Source organism: Putridiphycobacter roseus (assembly GCF_003234935.1).
Lineage (GTDB): Bacteria > Bacteroidota > Bacteroidia > Flavobacteriales_D > Crocinitomicaceae > Putridiphycobacter > Putridiphycobacter roseus.
This window is the reverse complement of the sequence record NZ_QKSB01000009.1, coordinates 107271-130208: the sequence shown is the minus strand read 5'-3', so window position 1 is coordinate 130208 and position 22938 is coordinate 107271. Positions and strand designations below refer to the sequence as shown.

The following is a 22938-nucleotide window of genomic DNA, read 5'->3' as shown; positions in this document are numbered from 1 at the left end:
CATGAAAATAGAACACATAGGTATAGCCGTTAAAAATATTGAAGATTCAAACCAATTATTTGCCGATTTGTTTGATGCACCGCATTATAAAATGGAGTCCGTTGCCTCCGAAGGAGTGATGACTTCTTTTTTTCAAGTGGGAGAATCTAAAATTGAATTATTACAGGCTACTAATCCCGATAGTCCAATTGCAAAGTTTATTGAAAAAAAAGGAGAAGGCATTCACCACATTGCTTTTGAAGTAAAAGATATTGATGCGGAAATTGTAAGACTAACCAATAAGGGTTTTAAAATGATTCATGAAATGCCTAAACTTGGTGCGGACAATAAAAGGATTGCTTTTTTACATCCAAAGTCTACTAATAGTGTATTAGTAGAACTTTGTCAGGAAATAGTATAATTATTGCTCAATAAGAGAAGTGCCAGTCATTTCTTTTGGTTGAGCAACTCCCATTAGGTCTAGAATAGTGGGTGCAACATCTCTTAAACTGCCTGCTTTTACTTTGCTTGTTTTATCGGATAAAACAATTACTGGTACTGGGTTTAAGGAGTGTGCAGTGTTTGGTGTTCCATCTGGATTAATGGCAAAATCAGAATTACCATGATCTGCAATAATAACAAAGTCGTATCCTAATTTTTCACCTAATTCCACTATAGTTTTAGCGCAACCATCTACTGTTTCAGCTGCTTTTAAAATGGCCTCATAATTACCTGTATGACCAACCATGTCGGTATTGGCAAAATTTAAGCAAATAAAGTCGGGTTGGTTCGTTTCCATTTCAGTACATATGGATGCCGTAATTTCAGGGGCACTCATTTCAGGTTGTAAATCGTAAGTGGCTACTTTTGGAGAGTTGATCAGTAATCTTTTTTCATTTTCAAAAGGCTTTTCTCTGCCGCCAGAAAAGAAAAAAGTAACATGTGGGTATTTTTCTGTTTCTGCAATTCTCACTTGTGTTAAACCGGCATTGGCTACTATTTCCCCTAAAGTATTTTTTAAATCATCTTTTTCAAAAATTACGTTTACATTTTTAAAAGAATGATCGTAATTTGTCATGGTCGTGTAATCAATATCTAACGGTTTCATATCCAACTCTGGACGTTGTGTCAGCACCGTCGAAATTTCGCGACAGCGATCGGTTCTAAAATTAAAACATATTACACTGTCTCCTGCTTCTATGTTACCAGCTGCATCAATTATTTTTGGTGTAATAAATTCATCACTTACATCAGATGCATAGGAATGTTTGATAGCTGCTTCTGGGTTGTCAAAAGAATCACCAACGCCTTTTACCATGGCATCATAAGCTAATTTAATACGCTCCCAACGGTTATCTCTGTCCATGGCATAGTATCGACCAATAAGCGTTGCAATTTTGCCTGTAGATTGGGCAATAGCGGCACTTAATTTTTTTATTTGATGAATACCCGCATGTGGGTCGCAATCTCTTCCATCTGTAAAGGCATGAATATATACTCTTTCAAGACCATGGGCCTTTGCCATTTTACACAATTCAAATAAATGTTCTTGGGAAGAATGAACGCCTCCATCTGACATTAAGCCCATGAAGTGTAGCTTTTTCCCGTTTTTTTTCACCCGATCAAAAATCTGTAAAATGGTTTTATTGTTTTGAAATGTACCTGTTTCCACCGCATGATTGATACGGGTTAATTCTTGATAGACAATTCTACCAGCACCAATATTTAAATGGCCAACTTCCGAATTTCCCATTTGTCCCTCGGGTAAACCAACTGCAGTACCGTAGGTTACTAATTCCGAATTGGGTTTGGTTTTTTCTAAGGAGTCGATAAAAGGGGTGTTGGCATTATATATACCATCTGATTTTGAATGGTTACCATGTCCCCAGCCGTCTAAAATTAAAAGTGCAACTTTACGCATTATATTCTTTTTATATACTTGTACAAAGGTCGGTATATAAAATAAAAAAAGCACCAAAATATTAAATTTTGATGCTTAAATCATAGGGTTAATTATGATTTAGTGTCTTATTACTAATTTTTTAGTGTATGTATCATTTGAATTTTCAATACTTACAAAATAGGTACCATTCGAAAATGTACTCACATCTAATAAAAAGTTTTGATGTACATTTTTATTTGAATATACAGTTTCTCCAGCAATATTGATCACTTTTAACTGAAGAATTTCTCCTTCAAATTTTAATTGTGAACTGGCTGGGTTTGGATAAAATTGAGGTGTTGATACTGTAGTGTTATTAATACCAGATGTTTTAATAGTAATGGTTTTAATTACGGTTCTTGTCATGCATTCATTATAACTATATAGCCAAACGGTGTAATTGCCTGGACCTGAATAAGTGTGCGTAGGGTTTAATTGATTGTTGCCTGTTGAAGCGTCTCCAAAATCCCACCAAACAGAATCAACTCCCGTTGCAATGGTTGTAAAATTGGCAGTATTTCCAGTTAATGTATAGGTGAAGTCCACTTGTATGGTATCTAAAACTTCAATGGTTTTAGTAATTTCAATTGGACAGTCTGGTGCCGAATAATTCCAAAGGCTCAAGGTATCTTTTAATTGTACAGTATGCATGCCAGTAGTATTATAAAAGTGACAAGCAAATGCGGTATCTAATGTCGTGTTGCCATCTCCCCAAGCCATACTAACTGAGGCGTATGGGGATGAATAGTTGGCGTTGTATTGTTTGTTGAAGTTAACCCCACTTTGTATGTAATTTAAACAAAATAAATCGTTAGTCGGACAAATCACCGTATCTTCTATTATTAAGGTATCGTATTGACTGTATTTTACTTTTGGTGAAATTAAAAAGTCATAATCTGCAGCAAAATCAGCAATCATATCGTACCAACCATAATAAGTAGGATAGTTTACGTTGTCATAAAGGGCGTATCCCATATTGTCACCCTGTCCATCATTGGTGTTAAAATCATTCGCAATAATTTTTAAAGAATCATCTGTAGGTGTTGTCATGGTGACCATGTATTCACTAGTAACTGTAACTGGTACGTCAAAGGTACTTTGTACTGCAATATTTGGTAATGGGGTAGTGAATGGGTCAAATGAATTATGTTTAACATAAACTGTGTCCCTTGCCAACTCAGTACCTAAGGTATTTCCAGTAGCGTCGTAATTATTTAAAGTGGTAATTACCATAATGGAATCCATTGCAGGATTGTTTAAAATATATGCGTAAAATTCAACCCCACTCACTTCTATTGGTTGGGGTGCGTTATATTTTTGCGCACGGCCATTATATTGCCCGGCTTCTGTTGCGTTACCAGTACGCATACTTTCTATTCTAACATTGGTCATTTTTCCTAATCCAACGTAGTTGTTGTAATATGCACCGCATACTGCAGTACTTGATTTCGTTTGATTACCCCAAATAGGTGCTTTAGCAGTGTTTCGCCCCATTGGCTTGCTAAATTGGGCCTGACTTAATATAGGAAATATAAGGAAGAGACTTAAAATGTAAATATATTTCATAGATTTTGTTTTCGTTCAAAGAGCATAACACAAATATGATACCAAAAAAAATATTGGTTCTAGTCATCTGATAATTAGCAGCTATTTTTTCTTCTTTTGTATAAGTTAAATATAGTTAAATTTTTTTATTTAAATTTTAAGCACCTTTAAACAGTAGAAAACAGTTATTTTTATCCAAAAAAAATATGCTAAAGATATACCATAATAACCGTTGTAGTAAAAGTAGAGAAACGCTTGCTATTATAGAAGAACAGGTAAAAGAATTTGAAGTTTTTCCATATTTAGAGGAAGCAGTGCCAGCGCAGGAACTCCGTTTTATTCTTGAAAAATTAGGCATTGCACCATTGGCATTGATTAGAAAAGGGGAGCAAATATTTAAAGATAATTTTAAAGGGAAAACCTTGAGTGATGAAGAATGGATTCAAGTGATGCTTGCAAATCCTAAATTAATAGAAAGACCTATTGTAATCAACGGTGATAAGGTGGTAATTGGTCGACCACCGAGTAAAGTATTAGAAATTATTTAAGCATAACAAAACCCAGACTTTTTGAGTCTGGGTTTTGTTTTATATTTTATCAAGTGCTTTACACTTCTGCTTCAATATAGGCTTCAATAGGAGCACAAGAACACATTAGGTTTCTGTCACCGAAAGCATCATCTACTCTTCTTACTGGTACCCAATATTTCCAATCATTTAAATAATCAATAGGGTAGGCAGCTTGTTTTCTAGAATAAGGCATGTCCCAGTTATCGCTCATTACCATAGTTGCTGTATGCGGTGCATTCACCAAAACATTATTCTCTGGGTCTGCTTTACCTGCAGCAATTGCAGCAATTTCTGCTCTAATATGAATCATGGCATCAATAAAGCGATCTAATTCTGCTTTATCTTCACTTTCCGTTGGTTCAATCATTAAAGTACCTGCAACAGGGAAGGATACAGTAGGTGCATGAAAACCATAATCAATTAGTCTTTTTGCAATATCCCCCACTTCAATTTTAGTATCTTTTTTAAAGTTACGGCAATCTAAGATCATTTCGTGTGCAACTGTTCCACCTTCTCCAGTATATAATACAGGATAGTGAGCTTCTAAATTTGCTTTTAAATAATTCGCATTTAAAATAGCGGCTTCTGTGGAAGCTTTAAGTCCTTTAGCGCCTAACATTTTAATGTATCCGTAAGATATGGTCAAAATAGAAGCACTTCCATAAGGTGCTCCAGAAATAGATTTAATGGCTTTTTCACCACCAATACCTTCCATGTTTGGACTACCTGGTAAGAATGGAATTAAGTGTTTTGCTACACCAATTGGTCCCATTCCTGGTCCACCTCCTCCATGTGGAATAGCAAAAGTTTTATGTAAGTTTAAGTGACAAACATCAGCACCAATATTTCCTGGGTTAGTCAACCCAACTTGCGCATTCATGTTCGCGCCATCCATATATACTTGTCCGCCATTTTCGTGAATGATTGCGGTGATTTCTGTAATAGATGATTCAAATACACCATGCGTAGATGGATAAGTAATCATTAATGCAGAAAGTTCGTTTTTATATTGTTCTGCTTTGGCTTTTAAATCGTTTACATCCACGTTTCCGCTTTCATCACACTTTACTACCACTACTTTCATTCCAGCCATTACTGCGGAAGCTGGATTGGTGCCATGCGCTGAACTTGGAATTAAACAAATTTTTCTTTGTGTATCTCCATTGTTAACATGGTAAGCTTTAATGACCATTAAACCAGCGTACTCTCCTTGAGCACCTGAGTTTGGTTGTAATGACATACCTGGAAACCCTGTGATTTCACATAAATCGTCACTCAATTGTTTTAACATTTCTGTGTAACCAGCCGCTTGATCAATTGGTACGAATGGGTGTAGTTGAGATAAGCCAGGAAGTGAAACTGGAATTAATTCTGATGCAGCATTTAATTTCATGGTACAAGAACCCAAAGAAATCATAGAGTGAACCAAAGAAAGATCTTTGTTTTCTAATCGCTTAATATAACGCATCATTTTCGTTTCTGTATGGTACGAAGAGAATACGGGATGTGTTAAAATATCACCATTTCTTAAAATAGTATTTGGTAAATCAGATTGGGTGTTGTTCCAAGCATCATTTGTCAAAGTAATTTCTTTTCCTCCTGTAAGTTCAGAAAAAATATTTAATAATAATTGTAAATCTGCTCTAGTAGTCGTTTCATCAATAGAAATACTAAAGGTGGATTCTGATAAATAGTTTAAGTTTACCTCATGTTCTAAGGCAATACTTTCAATAATTTCTGTGTTGATTCCAGTTGGTGCCGTTAAAGTAATGGTGTCAAAAAATTGTTTTGAATTTAATTGAAAACCAAAGGCCGCTAATTCTTTTGCTAAATAAGTGGTTTTTAAATGTATGGTTTGTGCAATTTGTTTGATGCCAGTTGGACCATGGTAAACGGCATACATACCAGCCATAATTGCTAATAATGCTTGCGCCGTACAAATATTTGATGTTGCTTTATCTCTTTTAATGTGTTGTTCACGTGTTTGTAAAGCCATTCTTAAAGCTTTGTTACCGTCAACATCTTTTGAAATACCAATAATTCTTCCTGGTATCGCTCTTTTAAACTCTTCTTTGGTTGCAAAATATGCTGCGTGTGGTCCACCATATCCTAGAGGAACGCCAAACCTTTGGGTATTTCCAAATACTGCATCTGCACCCCATTCACCCGGAGGCGTTAAAATTGCTAAGGACAATAAATCTGCTGCAACGCCAACTTTAATGTCTAAAGCATGCGCATTTCCAATAAATTCTCCTAAGTCTTTTGCTACACCAAAACTGTCAGGATATTGCACTAAGGCACCAAAAAATTCAGCTGATGCAGTAAATTCTTCTGGTTTTCCAATTACTATTTCAATGTCTAAATTCTCAGCTCTTCCGGCTACAACCTCTAAAGTTTGTGGGAAAACATTTTCAGAAATAAATAATTTGTTGATATTGTTCTTTTTTTGATCTCTTGATCTACTGTGGTAAAACATTAACATGGCTTCTGCTGCTGCAGTAGCTTCATCTAATAAGGAAGCATTTGCCAATGGCATTTTTGTCAAATCCATCACCATGGTTTGAAAATTCAACAAGGCCTCAAGTCTTCCTTGCGAAATTTCTGCCTGATATGGTGTATAGGCCGTATACCATCCTGGATTCTCGAATATATTCCTCAAGATAACAGATGGCGTAATGGTATTATAATAACCAGTACCAATATAAGTTTTGAATAACTTATTTTTACTAGCAATGGCATTTGCATGTGCTAAGTATTCAAATTCACTCATTGCTGGTGCCAAGTCTAAGTCTTTTTTAAGCCTTATATTACTTGGGATGGTTTTATTGATTAACTCTGTAATTGATTCAACACCAATTTTATTCAGCATTTCATTTCGCTCTTTGGAAGTCAACCCAATATGTCTATCTGAAAAATTCATAATTATTTGATTTAAAACGGGACAAAGATAAACATTTTTAGTGCAAAAAAAATCAATTTCATTTGCACTATTTAGGAAGTAGTCTTTTTAAATAAAATACACTATTTTTGATAAAAATATATTTTATGAACCGTATTCTCCTTATTTTATTAATTAGTATGTCAGTTCAGTCGTACGGACAAGGTTTTCAAGACTCTATTATATTGTTGAATGGAAAGACTTTTAGAGGAGATTTTATTGAATTAAATGACGATTATTTGGTTTTTAATTCTCCAAACAAAAAAGGAGATTTTCAAATGATGATTGAAAAGTATAGGGTTTTTTCCTACACAAAGGATGGTATGGAGTCGGTTTTATACGAACATCAACCAGATTCGGATAATTTTTTAACGGTAGACCAAAGTAGAAAATTTACCTTGGGAAGTTATGATGCAAGGAATGCATATTCTGTAAAACCTGTCTTTTACGTAAGTTTAGGTCTTACTTACAGTGTGGCTTTAATGGATACCTATTTGACAAAAAAAGAAGCGGCTGGAAGTGTAACGCCTGGTTTGCAAACTGGTTTTTTTGGCCGCGCACCTTCTATCCTACCCATGGGAATGATATTGGTAATGCCCATTAGTTTTGGTTTGCCAAGTACCAAGGTGAGAGAAAAAAACATTCTACAAACAGGTTTAAGAAACGATCAGTTTTATTATGAAGGGTTTAATAGTGTTGCCAGACAAAGAAGGTCCTTGGCTGCTTTAAAAGGAAGCGCGCTTGGTGTTTTATTAGGGTATGCTTCTTATTATGCCTTGAAAACTAATAATTATTAATACACTTAGACGGTCTTTTCATAAGACACAGGAATTTATAGTTTATTCTAATATATGGATAAGTTTGGGCGCTGTTTGTTTTACAGCTTTCAATGCACTTCTCTTACAGGTAGAATTAAATAGTAATTTTTTGTTATTGATTTTCTCTGTAACTTTATTTACCTACAATTTTCAACGTCTGGTCAAAATGAATTTCTCTCATTTTGCTTCTATTTCTGGAGGTAGACTGCAATGGATGGAAAAGCACTTAACTATTGTTTATGTGCTTTCTATTTTAGCATTAGGTTTAACCATTTTTGAAGGAAGTAATTATGTACTAAAAATTTGGCCCCTTTTATTGGTGATTAGTAGTTTTTCGTTTTTTTATGTTTGGAAAATTCCTTTTTTTAAAAAAAATATACGAGATATTCCCTACATTAAATTATATGTTCTGGCTATTACTTGGGTGTTGGCAACCTGTGTCTTACCTTTTTATTTATTTGGTAAAAAAGAAGATTGGAATTGGAATGATTGGCTGATTTTACTCGGCTCTCTTTTTTTTATGATTGGAATCATTATTCCTTTTGACATGAGAGATGTTGAATTGGACCATCCAAGCCATAAAACTATCCCACAATTACTGGGGTTAAAAAAAGCAAGAAATTTAACCTTGATTTTTTGGTTCTTTGGTCATGTTTTTTGGTCTATTGGTGCAAATAAATTTGAAATTAATATTTTAGCACATGCAATTTTTGGTGCTTTTGTTTTGTGGAATTGTCACAAAAATAAACCTGAATTGTATTTTTCTGGAGGTGTAGATGTTTTGTTAATTACAGTTTATTTAGCAATTGGTCTTTTTTAATTCTACACAAAATCCACTGTGGCACGATTATGGTAATTAATATGAAAAATGTGAATGAACATATTCATAGATTTTGGGTTCAAAAAAGGGGGAATTAATTTTCCCCCTTTTTATTTTTATCTAAATAAAAGCTTTATTTTACATCTAAAACCTTAGCAATTTTAAAATAATCTGAATCCTTATGCGTCGCATTTTTCAATGCTTCTTCTTGTGTGATTTCTGATTTTACAATATCTTCACGTAAAACATTAATTGCCTCAGACATGAATATTAAAGGTTCAACGTCCTCAGTGTCTATCTTATTTAACTGATCTACGAATTGGATCATTTTTTCCATGTCGTTTTTAATTACTGTTTTTTTATCTCCGTCAAAATTTAAACGGGAAAGGTGTGCTATGTGGTCAATTAAATCGTCTGTAATATCCATACCTTCAGTAAGTATTTAATGGTTAAAAATTAGTTGCAAAGTTAATAATTGTTTCCTTAGGCTTTAACATTATAAATAATTATTTTTGGACTTCAATTAAAGACAATGAAAAGAATTTTAACAGGAGTGCAGAGTACAGGCATTCCGCACATGGGAAATATTTTAGGTGCGATTAAACCCGCAATCGAAATGGCAATGGACCCAAATAAGGAGTCCTACATTTTTATTGCAAACATGCATTCAATTACTCAAATTAAAGATGCGGAGCTATTAAAACAAAATACATTAAGTACTGCTGCTGCTTGGCTTGCTTTTGGTTTAGATCCTGATAAAACAATTTTTTACCGTCAAAGTGATGTACCAGAAACAACGGAGTTGACTTGGTATTTATCTTGTTTTTTCCCTTTTCAACGTTTAACCTTGGCACACTCTTTTAAAGATAAAGCCGATCGTTTAGCGGATGTAAACGCGGGTTTATTTACTTATCCAATGTTAATGGCTGCTGATATTTTATTGTACGACGCCAATGATGTGCCCGTAGGAAAAGATCAAATGCAACATATCGAAATTACAAGAGATGTAGCCTCTCGCTTTAACCACCAAATGGGAGAAACTTTTGTTTTACCCGAAGGAACAGTAAACGAAAACACACAATTAGTTCCAGGAACTGACGGCATTAAAATGTCAAAATCAAAAGGAAATATTATCAACTTATTTTTACCGGAAAAACAATTAAAAAAACAGGTAAATAGTATTGAAACAGATAGTACTCCCTTAGAAGACCCTAAGGATCCTGATACTTGTAACGCATTTACAATCTATAGCTTATTGGCTTCAGAAGAAGAGATAGCAATCATGCGTAAAAATTATTTAGCAGGTGGACTTGGATATGGTCATGTAAAAAAGGCCATTCTTGAATTAATTCTGACTAAATTTAAGGTGGAAAGAGAAAGATTCGATTATTATACTCAAAATCCAGATGAGGTAGAAACCATTTTATTAGCAGGTGCCGAAAAAGCAAGAAAAACTGCACGTGGTGTATTGGATCGAGTAAGAACAAAATTAGGATATTAATCTGCTATACAATTCATGAAACTCTGCATTGCCGAAAAGCCAAGTGTCGCTAAAGAAATTGCGACCATTTTAGGAGCGACTACCAAAAAAGATGGGTATTTCGAGGGCAATGGCTATTGGGTATCATGGACTTTTGGTCATTTGTGTACCTTAAAGGAACCACACGATTACACCAGTTTATGGAAGTGGTGGAATTTAGATACCTTACCCATGATTCCTTCCAAGTTTAGTATTAAGGTAATGGATAACCAAGGGGTGCAAAAGCAATTCAGAACCATTGAAAATTTGGTAAGTCGTTGTACTGAGGTTATCAATTGCGGGGATGCGGGCCAAGAGGGAGAATTGATTCAACAATGGGTATTGTTGAAGGCAAATAATACAAAACCGATAAAAAGATTATGGATTTCTTCCTTGACAGAAGAGGCTATTAAAGATGGGTTTAAAAACTTAAAGGATGGGAAAGATTTTTTAAATCTTTATGCAGCAGGCAGCTCCAGAGCAATCGGTGATTGGTTGTTGGGAATGAATGCTACCCGTTTGTATACTTTAAAATACGGTAGAGAAAAACAAGTATTGTCAATCGGTCGTGTGCAAACACCAACATTGGCCATGATTGTGGAACGCCATTTATCCATACAAAATTTTAAACCAGAAACTTTTTGGGAATTAAAAACAGTGTACCGAAATGTGATTTTTAATGCCACTGTTGGTAAATTAAAGACCATAGAAAAAGGGACCAAAGCCCTAGAGTATGTAACGGATAAGCCTTTTGTGGTAAAAGACTACGAACAAAAGGAGGGAAACGAGCACCCTCCAAAGCTATTTGATTTGACTGCTTTGCAAGTGGAGGCCAATAATAAATTTGGTTTAACTGCCGACCATACCCTGAAATTGGTGCAGAGTTTATACGAAAAAAAATTAGTGACATACCCAAGGGTTGATACCGCTTTCTTACCGAATGACATGTATCCAAAAATTCCTAAAATATTGGAAGGGTTGACCTATTTTTCTCAATTGACAGAACCTTTAAAGGGAAAGAAAATTAGGAAGTCAAGTAAGGTTTTTAACGACAAGAAAGTCACCGATCACCACGCCATTATTCCTACAGGAATCAAGCAATCAGGGATTAGTCCCGACGAACAAAATATTTATCAAACCATCACCAAAAGATTTATTTCTGTTTTTTATCCCGACTGTAAAGTTTCCAATACCACTGTAATTGGAGCGGTAGAAAAAGTGGACTTTAAAGCAACGGGTAAGCAAATTATTGAACCGGGTTGGCGAGTGGTTTACGACAATGAAGAAAAAAAGTCGACCAAGGAAGAGGAAAGTATCATGCCTAATTTTGTAGCGGGAGAAAGTGGTCCTCACACACCAGACTTACAAGAAAAAGTAACCTCTGCACCCAAGTATTTTACGGAGGCGACTTTGTTGAGAGCTATGGAAACGGCAGGTAAAAATGTGGACGACGAAGAGTTGAGAGACGCCATGAAAGAAAACGGTATCGGTCGACCTTCTACGCGCGCAAATATCATTGAAACTTTGTTCCGCAGAAAGTACATTGAAAGGGTGCGTAAAAATATCCATGCCACCGCTACGGGTATCGACTTAATAGGTACTATCAAGTCCGATTTGTTAAAGTCGGCTGAATTAACCGGTCAATGGGAGCATAAATTAAGGCTGATTGAGCAAGGGGAATATGATGTAAAAGCATTCAAACAGGAGTTGGTGGAGATGATAGTTCAGATTACCAACAATGTAAAATTTGCTGAAAACAAAACTATTGCTGCCGCTGAACCTGCTGCAAAAGCAAAACCTAAGACCAGGAAGCCCAAAGCTAAAGTGGAGATAGAAGACATGGACTGTCCTAAGTGCAAGGCGGCTAAAATGACCAAGGGGAAAAGTGCTTACGGTTGTGCCAATTATGCCAAGGGATGTAAAGTGTTAATACCCTTCGAGTTTTTAGGTAAAAAACTAACGCCTAGTCAAATTTCAGACTTGATTACCAAGGGGAAAACCATCAAAATAAAAGGGTTCACCAATCCGAAAACGGGTGCCAAAGGGAATGGAAAACTGGTTTTTGATGCCGCATTTGCCATTCAAGTGGAAAAGTAAGTGTTCTCGATACACTTCGGCAAGCTTAGTGCAGCGCATCCCGACGAAACTGTCGGGACTAACTGATCGTTCTTTTTCCTTGTCTGTTCGAGTGGTTTTACTTTGAAGCGGGAGCGCAAAAGGAAAATTGTTTCGAGAACCGAACCCCTCGCAATCAGCATTATTTCGCCGAGAACAAATAATAACTCTCCTTTTATTCTAAATATAATACCACAAATCGTAATTTTGTACAGCATTACCAAAAGGGGAACATGAGATGAAAGCATATTTAGATTTATTAAAAGATATTTTAGAAAACGGCAGCCAAAAAGGCGACCGTACCGGAACAGGTACAGTATCTGTTTTTGGCCGACAAATTCGCTTCGATTTGAATGAGGGTTTTCCCATGGTGACCACCAAAAAATTACATTTAAAATCTATTGTCCACGAATTATTGTGGTTCATTAATGGGGACACCAATATTAAATATTTAAACGACAATGGGGTGAAGATTTGGAATGCTTGGGCAGATGAAAACGGTGATTTAGGTCCTGTTTATGGTGCGCAATGGAGAAATTGGAACGGAGAAGGGATTGACCAATTGGCCAATGTGGTCGATCAATTAAAAAATAACCCAAACAATAGAAGAATTATCATTTCTGCTTGGAATCCAAGCGTAATGCCCGATACTTCCCTTTCATTTTCTGAGAATGTAGCCAATGGCAAAGCAGCCTTACCACCTTGTCACGCTTTTATACAATTTTATGTAGCCGACGGAAAGTTGTCTTGTCAATTGTACCAAAGAAGTGCAGATGTATTTTTAGGAGTTCCTTTTAATATTGCTTCTTATGCACTATTCACTATGATGTTGGCGCAAGTTTGCGATTTAGAATTGGGAGAATTTGTCCACAGCTTTGGAGATGTCCACTTGTACAATAACCACATTGAGCAAGCCCAATTACAAATGTCCCGTGAGCCAAAACCATTGCCTACCATGAAATTGAATCCAGCAATTAAAACCATTGATGGATTTAAATTTGAAGACTTTGAATTGGTGGGTTATGAATTTCATCCACATATAAAAGGAGCAGTTTCTGTTTAATAATAAATATAGTTAATGAGCAAGGTAAAGTTAATAGTAGCCAAGGGCGAAAACAATGAAATTGGTAAGGACAATGATTTAATTTGGCACTTACCAGCCGATATGCGTTTTTTTACCCAAACGACCAAAAATCATGTGGTGATTATGGGCCGTAAAAATTGGGATTCCATCCCCTTAAAATACCGTCCACTATCCAATAGAATTAATGCTGTGGTGACGCACAATAAAGCATTTTCACATGCCGATTGCGACACTTTTCATTCGGTAGAAGATGCGATTGCACATTATAAAAAGGAAGAGGACAAAGAAATTTTTATCATTGGAGGTGCGCAAATTTATAAATATTGTCTTGACCATAATTTAGTGGATGAAATGCTGATTACCTGTATTAAGGAATCATTTGATGCTGATGCTTTTTTTCCAACATTTGACCAATCTTCTTGGACCAAAGAAATGATTATGGACTATAAAATGGATGAGAAAAACAAGTACGATTTTACGGTCTATCGTTTTGAAAAAAAATAAATTATGAAAAGGGTTCAGCTTTTTGAGTTTGAAGATTTCACTTGGTTTCCAGATGTAATCAGAAAAAACATGACCAAATTAATCGTCGTTTTTAATAAAATGATGAAGCTGGATGAGGTAATTGCCAATGGCATTAAGCCTTACCTTGGTAAAGGGAAAAATATCGTTGACTTGGGGTCGGGTGCCGGTGGAATTATGCCGCAAGTATTAAATAAAATTCAAACAAGTGAACAAAAACTTCACTTGACATTAACCGACCTTTATCCCAACAAAGAGGCTATTGCGGAGTTTAAAAATAATGAAGCCATAGATTACCAAATGGGATCCGTAAATGCGCTGCACCTTGAAAAAGCACCTGAAGGGATAAAGACAATGATCAATTGTTTTCACCACATGCCTTTGCCAACTGCAAAATCTATTTTAAAATCAGCCCAAAGCAATAAAGAAACTTTGTTTATTTATGAGGTAACAAATAAGCCCTTACCCCTTTTAGTTTGGTGGTTGTTTTTACCACTTTCATTAATTATATTAATCATCATGTCGTTATTTATGACGCCATTTACCAAGCCAATTACTTGGCAACAATTACTGTTCACTTATATTATTCCTATAATTCCAATCGCTTATGCTTGGGATGGACAAGCATCCATGCCGCGCACTTATTCTAAAACTGATTTGGAAAGTTTGGTGAATGAGTTGCCAAAAGATCCTAAATATCATTGGGAATTTATGGATGGTAAAAACAATAAGGGCAAAACAACAGGATATTATTTTGTGGGAAGTCCAGTCAATTAAATTTATTCAATTTCCTTAGTCGGTGTGGTCGGCTCGTCTACTTGGTTTTCGCGAAAAGCGGAAGGGACAAGATTGGGGATTATTTTTAATACCAATGGCAATATAATGGCACCACCAGGCAACATAAATAAAGTCAATGCAGGAATTGATTTTCCCAAATCAGCCAATTGGTGTTTTACCTTCTCTTTTTCCTCTTTACTTAATTCTTTATGGGTCGATTTGGTGATAAGATATACTAACTCTTTACTCTCTTTTAACTCATTGGCCAATTTTACCTTGTTCCTTGATAATATTTTGGTCCAACGTTTAGCGGTATTGCTTAAAATCAATTCAAAATCATTTTTACCGCTCAAAAATGGCGAATGATTGTCATTGCTCAGAACAAAACTTTGAATGGCTAAAAATGCCTTGTCTTTTTCACTTTTAGAAAGACCAAGTTTTTCAGTTAAGTTGATTAAAAATTGCTTTTCCCCCTTGTTTAATTCCTTATCTGTCCATATCGTTAATATAGCGATTTCTAAAATATACCTTTTCAATAGCCATGAAGACTCAAATTCAAAGTTTAAATCATTCACGTTGGGAGAGCCATCTAAAAAGGTTTCGGCTAAATCTTTTTTATAAGAAATTAAATTTGCAGAAGCCAAGAACAACTTAAAGATACTCCTTTCTTCTTCAGTTACTACACCGTCTGAATTGGCTGCACAGGCAATTACTTTCACAATGTCTAACATGATTTCTGCTCGCTTTTCTGCCAAGTTAATGGTAAAAGATTCATCTTTAAAGTCTTGGTATAAAATCAAGTCGTGAAAAAGCAAACTATTGTACAAGTAATTTAATGCTAGCTTGTTAGATATAAAATTTTTGACCTCTACACGCTTGTCAATAATCGATTCTAATTTGTCGAAGTCGTTTAGTTTAGAAAAATCTAACCAACCTTTTTTAGCCTTTTCAATGTTACTTTTTTCATAAAATTCAACAAATCTACTAATCGATTTTTCAAGAGAGTTCAGGTCAAACTTACCCTCTTTTATATGATCAACCAATAGCAAGCCTTCTAAAAGTAATACCTTAAAAGATTCCGGTGGGGTTAAACTAGAGATATAAGCATTGTCAATAAAAATAAATTCTCTTGGAAAACCGTAGATTAATCCAGTGGGTTGAAAATAGGAGTAAATTAATTCCTCGGTAGACATGAAACTGCCAGGGAAACGATTAAGCTCCTGTTTGTCTTCATCTAACAATGAAATATATTTTTTTATCCAACCTTTACTACTAGGATTCATCTGTACTTAAGTTTATCAATATTCGCCAGATGGAATGGTTAAAATATGTTCTTGTCTTTTTAGGAAAAGAATATCTTACTATTTTAACTCATTTCATAGTTCAAAAATACTAATTTTATAAAATATTATAACTTATTCAATTTAAATATTCTATTCTCTATAATGGTTTCGATTTTAAAAGGTTTTTTTTTCTGTTTTCTGTTCATTAACGGAGGGTTAGCCTTTTCTAAAAAAGACATTGAAATAGAAAAAATAGCACAGTTGCCTAAGTTTATGTATGAAACTTCAGGTTTAGCTTTTCTAAATGATCATATTATTACCCATAATGATGGAGGAAACAAGGCAGAATTATTTGTGCTAAATAAAAAAGGAAAGTATGAAAAAACAATTCAAGTTGAAGGTGTTCAAAACAACGATTGGGAGGACATAGCATTAGACGAGGAAAAAAACTTATACATAGGTGATTTTGGTAACAATGCAAATAGCCGAAAGAATTTACAAATACACATTGTTAAAAGTGGTTTTATTGGGAAGGAAAAAGTGACCACTAGAACCATTCACTTTACTTATGAAGATCAACAAAAATTTCCGCCAAAAGAAAAAGAGCTAGAGTTTGATTGTGAAGCTTTTATTGTTAAAGGAGGTAAAATATTTTTATTTACCAAGTGCAGAACAAAGCCTTATACTGGTATTTCTAAAATATATATTCTACCTAATCGACCAGGTAATTATGAAGCTAAATTAATCGGCCAATTTCAGTTTTGTGATAACGGTTGGTTAACTTGCTCTGTCACCGCAGCCGACTATCACCACGCTTCCAATACCTTGGCTATTTTAACTTATGGTCGTTTATACTTAATTACAGATTTTATGTTTAATGCCTTTTGGAAAGGGAAGATAAAAAAATATAAGATTCCAAAGGTCAAGCAAAGGGAGGCCATTTGTTTTTTAAGTGATCATACTTGGTTGATAACAGATGAGTATCGAAAAGGATTAAAAGGTGGGGATTTATATAAAATGAAATTTAAAAAGAAATGAAAGCAGTAATATTTGATATGGACGGGGTATTGATAGATTCAGAGCCTTTGTGGAAAATTGCAGAAGTAAAAGGTTTTGGTAAAGTTGGATTGGATCTTACACAAACGGATTGCGAAGAAACCGTAGGGTTACGCATTGATGAAGTGGTAAAAATGTGGTATAAAAAAGCAAAATGGGAAGGTCCAACTTGTGAAGCGGTAACCATTGACATTGTGCATATTTTAATGGAAGAAATCAATAAAAATGGCGTCGCATTACCAGGTGTGGTGGAGACTTTGGATAAATGTAAAGCTGCTGGTTTAAAAATTGGGTTAGCCACTTCTTCTTTCCATGCAATTATTGAAACTGTACTTGAAAAATTAGATATTGGACATTATTTTGATGTCGTACAGTCTGCGGAATTTGAAAAATGGGGAAAGCCACATCCTGGGGTATTTTTAACTACTGCCGAACAATTAAATGTCGACCCTTTAGAGTGTTTGGTGATTGAAGATTCATTGAATGGCGTAATCGCTGGTAAAGCGGCTAGAATGAAAGTTATTGCTGTTCCAGAATTATCTCATGCCCCAAACAAAAAGCTTATTTTGGCCGATCAAATAATAGATAGTTTAACTGATTTTAATTTGGAAGACGCAAGAAAATTATTTGATGCATGAGAGAAAATGAAACTATAAAAGGGGATGATTTTAGTTCAAGTGCTTTAAGTCAAGAATACGAAAATTGTCAATTCCTTAATTGTGATTTTACAGGGGTTAATCTCTCAAATGTGAAGTTTATTACTTGTGAATTTGAAGCTTGTAATTTTACCCAAACAAAATGGAATAACAGCAGCGTACAGTCTTGTGAATTTGTGGCATGTAAAATGCTAGGACTAGATTTCTCAAGTTTAAACCCTTTTCTAATCCGCTTTAGTTTTGAAAATTGTCAACTGAATTTTTCTAGCTTTTTTGGACTCAAAATTAAAGGAACACCTTTTATTAATTGCCAATTGCAAGAGGTTGATTTTTCAGAAACCGATTTATCGAAAGCAAGTTTTGCAGAGTCAGACTTAAAAATGGCCACTTTCGATCGTACTAATTTGATAGAGACAGATTTTCGTACAGCAATTAATTTTTCTATCGATCCTACTATTAATAAAATGAAAAAAGCCAAGTTCGCGTCGAATAACCTGCGAGGCCTATTAGATACGTTTAGCTTGAAAATTACTTAACAAATCTATATTTTTACTTTAAATTTGTAAAAATAAACGAATAATCATGCTAGGCTTAAAACTTCCAACCGACCCACGCTGGGTAAATATTGCAGAATCGAATTTAGAAGAAATTTTAACCGACCATGCTTGGTGTGAGCAAAAAGCAGCTTCGAATGCCATTGCCATCATTGTTCAAAATTCACAACATGAAGAATTAGTATCTGAGTTGACGAAAATTGTGATGGAGGAAATGGAGCATTTTCAACAGGTGCATCAAATCATTTTGGAAAGAGGCTATACATTGGGTCGTGAAAGAAAAGACAATTATGTGGGTGAATTGTACAAATTCATGGAGAAAGGGAGGAGTAGAAACCTTGCTACAGTAGATCGACTGCTATTTTCAGCCATGATTGAGGCGCGGAGCTGTGAACGTTTTAAAGTGCTTTCCGAAAATATTAAAGATGAAAAATTGGCTACGTTTTACCGTGATTTAATGATTTCTGAAGCGGGACATTACACTACGTTTATTGGTTTTGCCAGACAATATGGTGAAGATATTGACGTAGATGCAAGATGGCAACAATGGTTAGCATATGAAGCGAATGTTATTCAGAATTACGGAAAATCAGAAAGTATACACGGTTAAATTATCTGCTTAAACTCGTCGCCACTTAATTTGTAAGTGTAAATGTGTGGTAAAAATGGTATATTTGCGGCTTAAATATAGTGCCATGATTATAGAAATAGAGGATAAATTAGTTAGTCAAGAATTATTCGAAAAACATTTTGTTTGCAATTTGAGTGCTTGTAAAGGTGCTTGTTGTGTAGAAGGAGATGATGGCGCACCATTGACTATGGATGAAGTGGAATTAATTGAAGAACATCTAGAAGATATAAAACCATATATGACCGAATCCGGTATAGACATGGTAGATAGAAAGGGTGTTTTTTATATGGATCGTGACAATGAACCTGTCACTTCTTTGGTAAAAGGAAAAGATTGTGTTTTTGTTACTTTAGATGAAAAAGGTATTACTAAATGTGGTATTGAACAGGCTTATAGAGAAGAGAAAATACCTTTTAATAAACCTATTTCTTGCCATTTATATCCAATCCGTGTAAGAAAATATGCAAAATTTGAATCCTTAAATTATGACCGTTGGCCAATTTGTAAACCAGCTTGTCAACTGGGAGAAGAATTAAAAGTGCCTGTTTTTAAGTTCTTAAAAGAACCGCTAATTAGAATGTATGGCGCTGATTTTTACGAAGAGATGGAAAAAGTAAACCAGGAATTGACGAATTTTAACAACGCTGAATAAGACAGTTTTCCAAATTAATATTTTACTGTACCTCCATTTGAACACCCTGCTTTTTTAATAGCTTACGCACGAATAATGCGAAAAAAGCCAAGTAAGCAAAACAGAATCCACCCACTAAAAAGGATTGTTGAATCCCAAAAATATCAGATATTTTCCCCTGAATTGGTGGAATAATTGCCCCTCCTAAAATCATCATGATTAAAAAAGCAGATCCTTGTCCTTGGTATTTCCCTAATCCAGCTAAAGAAAGTGAAAATATAGAAGGCCACATGATGGAACAAAATAAACCACAACTTAAAAAAGCATAAACAGCTATGATTCCTGTAGTGGTTAATCCGATTACTATGGCAAGGATTCCTAAAAACCCGAAAACACCTAAGGTTAAAGCTGGTTTGTCTTTGGTTAAAATAAAAGCAATTATTTGTACAACTACACAAACAAAATACCAATATAATGCTTCAATTTTATAGCCCGCTATCCAGGTAAGCGTCAATACAGTTATAAATGCAACAATAGGCACAATGATTTTTAGAATCGCTTTGGTTTTTTCTTTTATATCAAAAGCATTGATGGCTCCAGACCACCTGCCAATCATTAAACTGCCCCAAAACATGGCAATAAAAGGAGCGATTTCTGAAGAGCTATATCCACCAAATTCATCCTTCTTCAATAGTTCCCCAAGGTTACTTCCTATGGCAACTTCAACGCCTACGTATACAAAAATTGCCAGCATGCCCAAGGTCAACTGTGGGTATTGCATGGCCCCCCATTTTTTTATTTGCTTTTTACCCGCAAAGTATGCGAACAAAATACCGCCTAAAACGACGATCAGTCCCGCCGAAAGCCATTGGACTCTGGTATTGTCTAAAGGTGCTTTTAATGCCGCAATATTTTGGGCTAGTGTTTTGGCTTGCACCGAGTCAGTCGTATTTATGTGAGATAGTTCTGCTGTTAAAACCGTAATTGATTTTGCTTCAGGTGTGGTGTAGCTGTATATTACAGGAATAAAACAGATAATTAAAGCAATAGTAATGACGGATAAAGTAGCCATTGCTTTGGTTGGTTTTTCTTTTATTTCTTCCTCCAGTTCATTTACTGCTATTTTTCCATCTGGTAAGGTTTTGGAAAAGCCGAATAAAGCAGCTACAAATAGAAAGAGCATACCAACACAAGAATATAATATGATTACTTTAGTCATGGAAAGACCTTGGATCATTTCATCACTAATGGCTTGCGTAGAACCAAATAATGCCAAAGCAACGATTAAAGGCCCTATGGTTGTTCCTAAACTACCAATACCACCACCTAAATTAATTCTACTTGCTCCTGTGGCTTCATCCCCTAATAAAATCATAAAAGGATTGGCTGAAGTTTGTTGTAATGAAAAACCCAAGGCGACAATAAACAGTCCGATTAACATTCCTGGAAACACATTCATATATACGGATATTATCATAAATGCAGCTCCTACTGCTGATAGTAATAAGCCAATTACAATGCTTTTTTTATAACCCCATTTATTGATGAAATCTTTGCCAACTATCGAACTAACAATAAAAATCGATAGTGCGCCAATGTAATATGCAAAGTAAAAAGCAAAATCAATGAGTTGACTTTGAAATTGATCGAGGTGAAAATAGTTTTTACAAAAAGGTATAAATACACTGTTACCTGCCGCTATAAATCCCCAAAAAAAGAAAACAGTGGACAAAGTGGCTAAAGCACCATAATTTGTAGAATTTTTCATACTTGTTGTTATCATATAAGTTGATCAAATATATAGTTCTTAGGGAAATATTTACCTATTCCATTGGTTTTGTTTTCATGTTTCAATTGTTAACAGGCCTTAAAAACACCAGTATTTTAAGTCCATAAAAATGATTAATTTTGTTACCATACGAAAGAATCAGTGAATAATGAGTAAAACAGAAGATTTTAGAAAGCACATTCAAGAAGGTTATACATTTAAAAAAGATTACATCATACTTGGAGGCGCAATGTTAGATGGAGAGCCTGTGAGTGATGCATTGGTGAAAATTCCTTTGAAAACATTAAATCGACACGGCTTAATCGCTGGTGCTACTGGTACTGGTAAGACTAAAACCATGCAAGTTATTGCCGAACAAATGTCGCTGAAAGGAATACCTACTGTGTTGATGGATATTAAAGGTGATTTGAGTGGCTTGGCACAGCCTGGTGAATCAAACGACCACATTGTATGGCGACATGGCGCGATAGGAGTGCCTTACGAAGCGGAAAAAATGCCTGTGGAACTCATGAGTATTTCAGAACAAAAAGGGGTGCGATTAAGAGCTACTGTTTCTGAATTTGGTCCGGTTCTTTTGGCAAAAATGCTTGAATTAAATGATACCCAAGAAGGTATTATGTCTATTCTGTTTAAGTATTGTGACGATACCAAGTTGCCTTTGCTCGATTTAAAAGATTTAAGAAAATCATTACAATATATTAATGGAGAAGGTAAAGCTGCGATCCAAAAAGAATATGGTCAAATTTCAAGTAGCTCCATCAGCACCATAATGAGAAAAGTGGTAGAATTGGAACAACAAGGAGCCGATTTGTTTTTTGGTGAAAAGTCTTTTGATGTACAAGATTTATTGCACACAAATAAAGAGGGGAAAGGACAAATTTCTATTATCCGATTGACCGATATTCAAAATAAACCAAAGCTGTTTTCCACTTTTATGATGAGCTTATTGGCGGAGGTGTATGAAACATTTCCGGAAGCTGGAGATGATGATAAACCTAAGCTTTGTATTTTTATTGATGAAGCACACTTGATGTTTAATGAAGCTTCAGATGCTTTGTTAGACCAAATTGAAATTATCATTAAATTAATCAGATCGAAGGGAGTGGGGATTTATTTTGTTACACAATTACCAACAGATGTACCAGATGAAGTGTTGAGTCAATTAGGCTTAAAAGTACAACATGCGTTAAGGGCTTTTACTGCGAAAGATAGAAAAGCCATTAAAAAAACAGCAGAAAATTATCCCTTATCTGATTTTTATAAAACAGATGAAGAATTGACCTCTATGGGGACCGGTATTGCAATGGTAACAGGATTAAATGAAAAAGGGATTCCAACCCCATTAGCGGTTACATTATTGCAAGCGCCTAAAACAAGAATGGATATTCTTTCCCAAAAAGAAATTGATGAAGTGGTAGATTATTCTTTGTTGGCTGAAAAGTATAATAAAAACATTGACCGTAGATCGGCTTACGAAATCTTAGAAGAAAAAATCGAAAAAATTCAAGAAGAAGAATTACAAGAAGAAAGAAGAAAACAGCAAGAAAAGGAAGATAAAGCCATAGAAAAAACACGTAGAAGTACTACCACAAGAAAGGTAGGTAGACCTCGGAAATCTACTACTGAAAAAGCGGTAGATAGTTTTGTGAAAACGGCAGGAAGAGAAATCATTCGGGGTATTTTTAGTGTATTTGGAATTAAATAATAAGC

The 22938-nt window shown here is 35.0% G+C and carries 21 protein-coding genes; 15 read left to right on the top strand and 6 right to left on the bottom strand.

From position 1 onward, the window contains the following. Position 1: 1 nt before the first annotated feature. Entirely contained in the window at positions 2-400 is a 399-nt protein-coding gene (gene mce, locus DNU06_RS13755) for a methylmalonyl-CoA epimerase (RefSeq protein ID WP_111064071.1), read from the top strand. On the opposite strand, the gene gpmI is transcribed toward mce, so the two are convergent. Then, the gene (gpmI, locus tag DNU06_RS13750; RefSeq protein WP_111064070.1) at positions 401-1900 is read right to left on the bottom strand and encodes a 2,3-bisphosphoglycerate-independent phosphoglycerate mutase; all 1500 of its coding nucleotides are present in this window, start codon (positions 1898-1900) and stop codon (positions 401-403) included. A gap of 99 nt (positions 1901-1999) precedes the next feature. After that, positions 2000-2572, bottom strand: coding sequence for a T9SS type A sorting domain-containing protein (locus DNU06_RS18210; protein WP_394342452.1), 573 nt, complete (start codon positions 2570-2572; stop codon positions 2000-2002). Between the two features lie 1100 nt (positions 2573-3672). Between DNU06_RS18210 and arsC the strand changes: the two genes are divergently transcribed. Beyond that, on the top strand, positions 3673-4014 hold the full coding sequence (arsC, locus tag DNU06_RS13740) for an arsenate reductase (glutaredoxin) (RefSeq protein WP_111064068.1): 342 nt from the start codon (positions 3673-3675) through the stop codon (positions 4012-4014). Positions 4015-4072: 58 nt separating this feature from the next. Here the strand turns inward: arsC and gcvP are convergent, their stop codons facing one another. Then, on the bottom strand, positions 4073-6955 hold the full coding sequence (gene gcvP, locus DNU06_RS13735; protein WP_111064067.1) for an aminomethyl-transferring glycine dehydrogenase: 2883 nt from the start codon (positions 6953-6955) through the stop codon (positions 4073-4075). Positions 6956-7080: 125 nt separating this feature from the next. Here gcvP and DNU06_RS13730 point away from each other — a divergent pair, with 125 nt between their 5' ends. Both DNU06_RS13730 and DNU06_RS13725 read left to right on the top strand, forming a co-directional pair. Next, positions 7081-7770: a hypothetical protein gene (locus DNU06_RS13730; RefSeq protein WP_146239252.1), complete on the top strand. Its 690-nt coding sequence runs from the start codon at positions 7081-7083 to the stop codon at positions 7768-7770. A gap of 187 nt (positions 7771-7957) precedes the next feature. Then, positions 7958-8611, top strand: coding sequence for a UbiA prenyltransferase family protein (locus DNU06_RS13725; RefSeq protein WP_146239251.1), 654 nt, complete (start codon positions 7958-7960; stop codon positions 8609-8611). A gap of 133 nt (positions 8612-8744) precedes the next feature. Here DNU06_RS13725 and gatC read toward each other — a convergent pair whose 3' ends face one another. Then, complete coding sequence (gene gatC, locus DNU06_RS13720) at positions 8745-9038, bottom strand: Asp-tRNA(Asn)/Glu-tRNA(Gln) amidotransferase subunit GatC (RefSeq protein WP_111064064.1); 294 nt, start codon at positions 9036-9038, stop codon at positions 8745-8747. Between the two features lie 105 nt (positions 9039-9143). On the opposite strand from gatC, the gene trpS reads away from it, so the two are divergent. The 5 genes from trpS to DNU06_RS13695 all read left to right on the top strand — a co-directional run bounded on the left by trpS (position 9144) and on the right by DNU06_RS13695 (position 14628). Continuing rightward, the gene (gene trpS / locus DNU06_RS13715) at positions 9144-10112 is read left to right on the top strand and encodes a tryptophan--tRNA ligase (protein ID WP_111064063.1); all 969 of its coding nucleotides are present in this window, start codon (positions 9144-9146) and stop codon (positions 10110-10112) included. Positions 10113-10127: 15 nt separating this feature from the next. Next, a complete protein-coding gene (locus tag DNU06_RS13710) occupies positions 10128-12227 on the top strand; it encodes a type IA DNA topoisomerase (protein ID WP_111064062.1) in 2100 nt (699 codons plus the stop codon). 256 nt (positions 12228-12483) lie between these two features. Then, positions 12484-13308, top strand: a complete 825-nt coding sequence (locus DNU06_RS13705) for a thymidylate synthase (RefSeq protein WP_111064061.1) — start codon at positions 12484-12486, stop codon at positions 13306-13308. A gap of 15 nt (positions 13309-13323) precedes the next feature. After that, the gene (locus DNU06_RS13700; RefSeq protein ID WP_111064060.1) at positions 13324-13833 is read left to right on the top strand and encodes a dihydrofolate reductase; all 510 of its coding nucleotides are present in this window, start codon (positions 13324-13326) and stop codon (positions 13831-13833) included. 3 nt (positions 13834-13836) lie between these two features. Then, a complete protein-coding gene (locus tag DNU06_RS13695) occupies positions 13837-14628 on the top strand; it encodes a methyltransferase domain-containing protein (protein ID WP_111064059.1) in 792 nt (263 codons plus the stop codon). Between the two features lie 2 nt (positions 14629-14630). On the opposite strand, the gene DNU06_RS13690 is transcribed toward DNU06_RS13695, so the two are convergent. After that, on the bottom strand, positions 14631-15911 hold the full coding sequence (locus DNU06_RS13690; protein WP_111064058.1) for an LETM1-related biofilm-associated protein: 1281 nt from the start codon (positions 15909-15911) through the stop codon (positions 14631-14633). A 162-nt stretch (positions 15912-16073) separates the two neighbouring features. Here DNU06_RS13690 and DNU06_RS13685 point away from each other — a divergent pair, with 162 nt between their 5' ends. The 5 genes from DNU06_RS13685 to DNU06_RS13665 all read left to right on the top strand — a co-directional run bounded on the left by DNU06_RS13685 (position 16074) and on the right by DNU06_RS13665 (position 19460). Further along, positions 16074-16949: a hypothetical protein gene (locus DNU06_RS13685; protein WP_111064057.1), complete on the top strand. Its 876-nt coding sequence runs from the start codon at positions 16074-16076 to the stop codon at positions 16947-16949. Continuing rightward, positions 16946-17605 (top strand): hexitol phosphatase HxpB, encoded by a 660-nt coding sequence (hxpB, locus tag DNU06_RS13680; RefSeq protein ID WP_111064056.1) that lies wholly within the window; start codon positions 16946-16948, stop codon positions 17603-17605. Before DNU06_RS13685 ends, hxpB begins: the two co-directional genes overlap by 4 nt. After that, entirely contained in the window at positions 17602-18159 is a 558-nt protein-coding gene (locus tag DNU06_RS13675) for a pentapeptide repeat-containing protein (RefSeq protein WP_111064055.1), read from the top strand. The genes hxpB and DNU06_RS13675 overlap by 4 nt, the downstream gene beginning before the upstream one ends. A 46-nt stretch (positions 18160-18205) precedes the next feature. After that, entirely contained in the window at positions 18206-18787 is a 582-nt protein-coding gene (gene miaE / locus DNU06_RS13670; RefSeq protein WP_111064054.1) for a tRNA-(ms[2]io[6]A)-hydroxylase, read from the top strand. An 88-nt stretch (positions 18788-18875) separates the two neighbouring features. Next, on the top strand, positions 18876-19460 hold the full coding sequence (locus DNU06_RS13665) for a DUF3109 family protein (protein WP_111064080.1): 585 nt from the start codon (positions 18876-18878) through the stop codon (positions 19458-19460). Between the two features lie 22 nt (positions 19461-19482). Here DNU06_RS13665 and DNU06_RS13660 read toward each other — a convergent pair whose 3' ends face one another. Further along, a complete protein-coding gene (locus DNU06_RS13660; protein WP_111064053.1) occupies positions 19483-21207 on the bottom strand; it encodes an MFS transporter in 1725 nt (574 codons plus the stop codon). A gap of 169 nt (positions 21208-21376) precedes the next feature. On the opposite strand from DNU06_RS13660, the gene DNU06_RS13655 reads away from it, so the two are divergent. Then, complete coding sequence (locus tag DNU06_RS13655; protein ID WP_111064052.1) at positions 21377-22933, top strand: helicase HerA-like domain-containing protein; 1557 nt, start codon at positions 21377-21379, stop codon at positions 22931-22933. Positions 22934-22938 lie beyond the last annotated feature (5 nt).

Excerpts from the sequence above, each read along its gene's own strand:
- DNU06_RS13685 (WP_111064057.1), top strand. The coding sequence starts at position 16,074 with ATGGTTTCGATTTTAAAAGGTTTTTTTTTCTGTTTTCTGTTCATTAAC.
- DNU06_RS13690 (WP_111064058.1), bottom strand. The coding sequence starts at position 15,911 with ATGAATCCTAGTAGTAAAGGTTGGATAAAAAAATATATTTCATTGTTA.
- DNU06_RS13725 (WP_146239251.1), top strand. The coding sequence starts at position 7,958 with ATGAATTTCTCTCATTTTGCTTCTATTTCTGGAGGTAGACTGCAATGG.
- hxpB (WP_111064056.1), top strand. The coding sequence starts at position 16,946 with ATGAAAGCAGTAATATTTGATATGGACGGGGTATTGATAGATTCAGAG.
- arsC (WP_111064068.1), top strand. The coding sequence starts at position 3,673 with ATGCTAAAGATATACCATAATAACCGTTGTAGTAAAAGTAGAGAAACG.
- DNU06_RS13710 (WP_111064062.1), top strand. The coding sequence starts at position 10,128 with ATGAAACTCTGCATTGCCGAAAAGCCAAGTGTCGCTAAAGAAATTGCG.
- DNU06_RS13695 (WP_111064059.1), top strand. The coding sequence starts at position 13,837 with ATGAAAAGGGTTCAGCTTTTTGAGTTTGAAGATTTCACTTGGTTTCCA.
- gatC (WP_111064064.1), bottom strand. The coding sequence starts at position 9,038 with ATGGATATTACAGACGATTTAATTGACCACATAGCACACCTTTCCCGT.
- gcvP (WP_111064067.1), bottom strand. The coding sequence starts at position 6,955 with ATGAATTTTTCAGATAGACATATTGGGTTGACTTCCAAAGAGCGAAAT.
- miaE (WP_111064054.1), top strand. The coding sequence starts at position 18,206 with ATGCTAGGCTTAAAACTTCCAACCGACCCACGCTGGGTAAATATTGCA.
- DNU06_RS13655 (WP_111064052.1), top strand. The coding sequence starts at position 21,377 with ATGAGTAAAACAGAAGATTTTAGAAAGCACATTCAAGAAGGTTATACA.
- DNU06_RS13730 (WP_146239252.1), top strand. The coding sequence starts at position 7,081 with ATGAACCGTATTCTCCTTATTTTATTAATTAGTATGTCAGTTCAGTCG.
- DNU06_RS13700 (WP_111064060.1), top strand. The coding sequence starts at position 13,324 with ATGAGCAAGGTAAAGTTAATAGTAGCCAAGGGCGAAAACAATGAAATT.
- DNU06_RS13660 (WP_111064053.1), bottom strand. The coding sequence starts at position 21,207 with ATGAAAAATTCTACAAATTATGGTGCTTTAGCCACTTTGTCCACTGTT.
- trpS (WP_111064063.1), top strand. The coding sequence starts at position 9,144 with ATGAAAAGAATTTTAACAGGAGTGCAGAGTACAGGCATTCCGCACATG.
- DNU06_RS18210 (WP_394342452.1), bottom strand. The coding sequence starts at position 2,572 with ATGCATACTGTACAATTAAAAGATACCTTGAGCCTTTGGAATTATTCG.
- DNU06_RS13705 (WP_111064061.1), top strand. The coding sequence starts at position 12,484 with ATGAAAGCATATTTAGATTTATTAAAAGATATTTTAGAAAACGGCAGC.
- gpmI (WP_111064070.1), bottom strand. The coding sequence starts at position 1,900 with ATGCGTAAAGTTGCACTTTTAATTTTAGACGGCTGGGGACATGGTAAC.
- DNU06_RS13675 (WP_111064055.1), top strand. The coding sequence starts at position 17,602 with ATGAGAGAAAATGAAACTATAAAAGGGGATGATTTTAGTTCAAGTGCT.
- mce (WP_111064071.1), top strand. The coding sequence starts at position 2 with ATGAAAATAGAACACATAGGTATAGCCGTTAAAAATATTGAAGATTCA.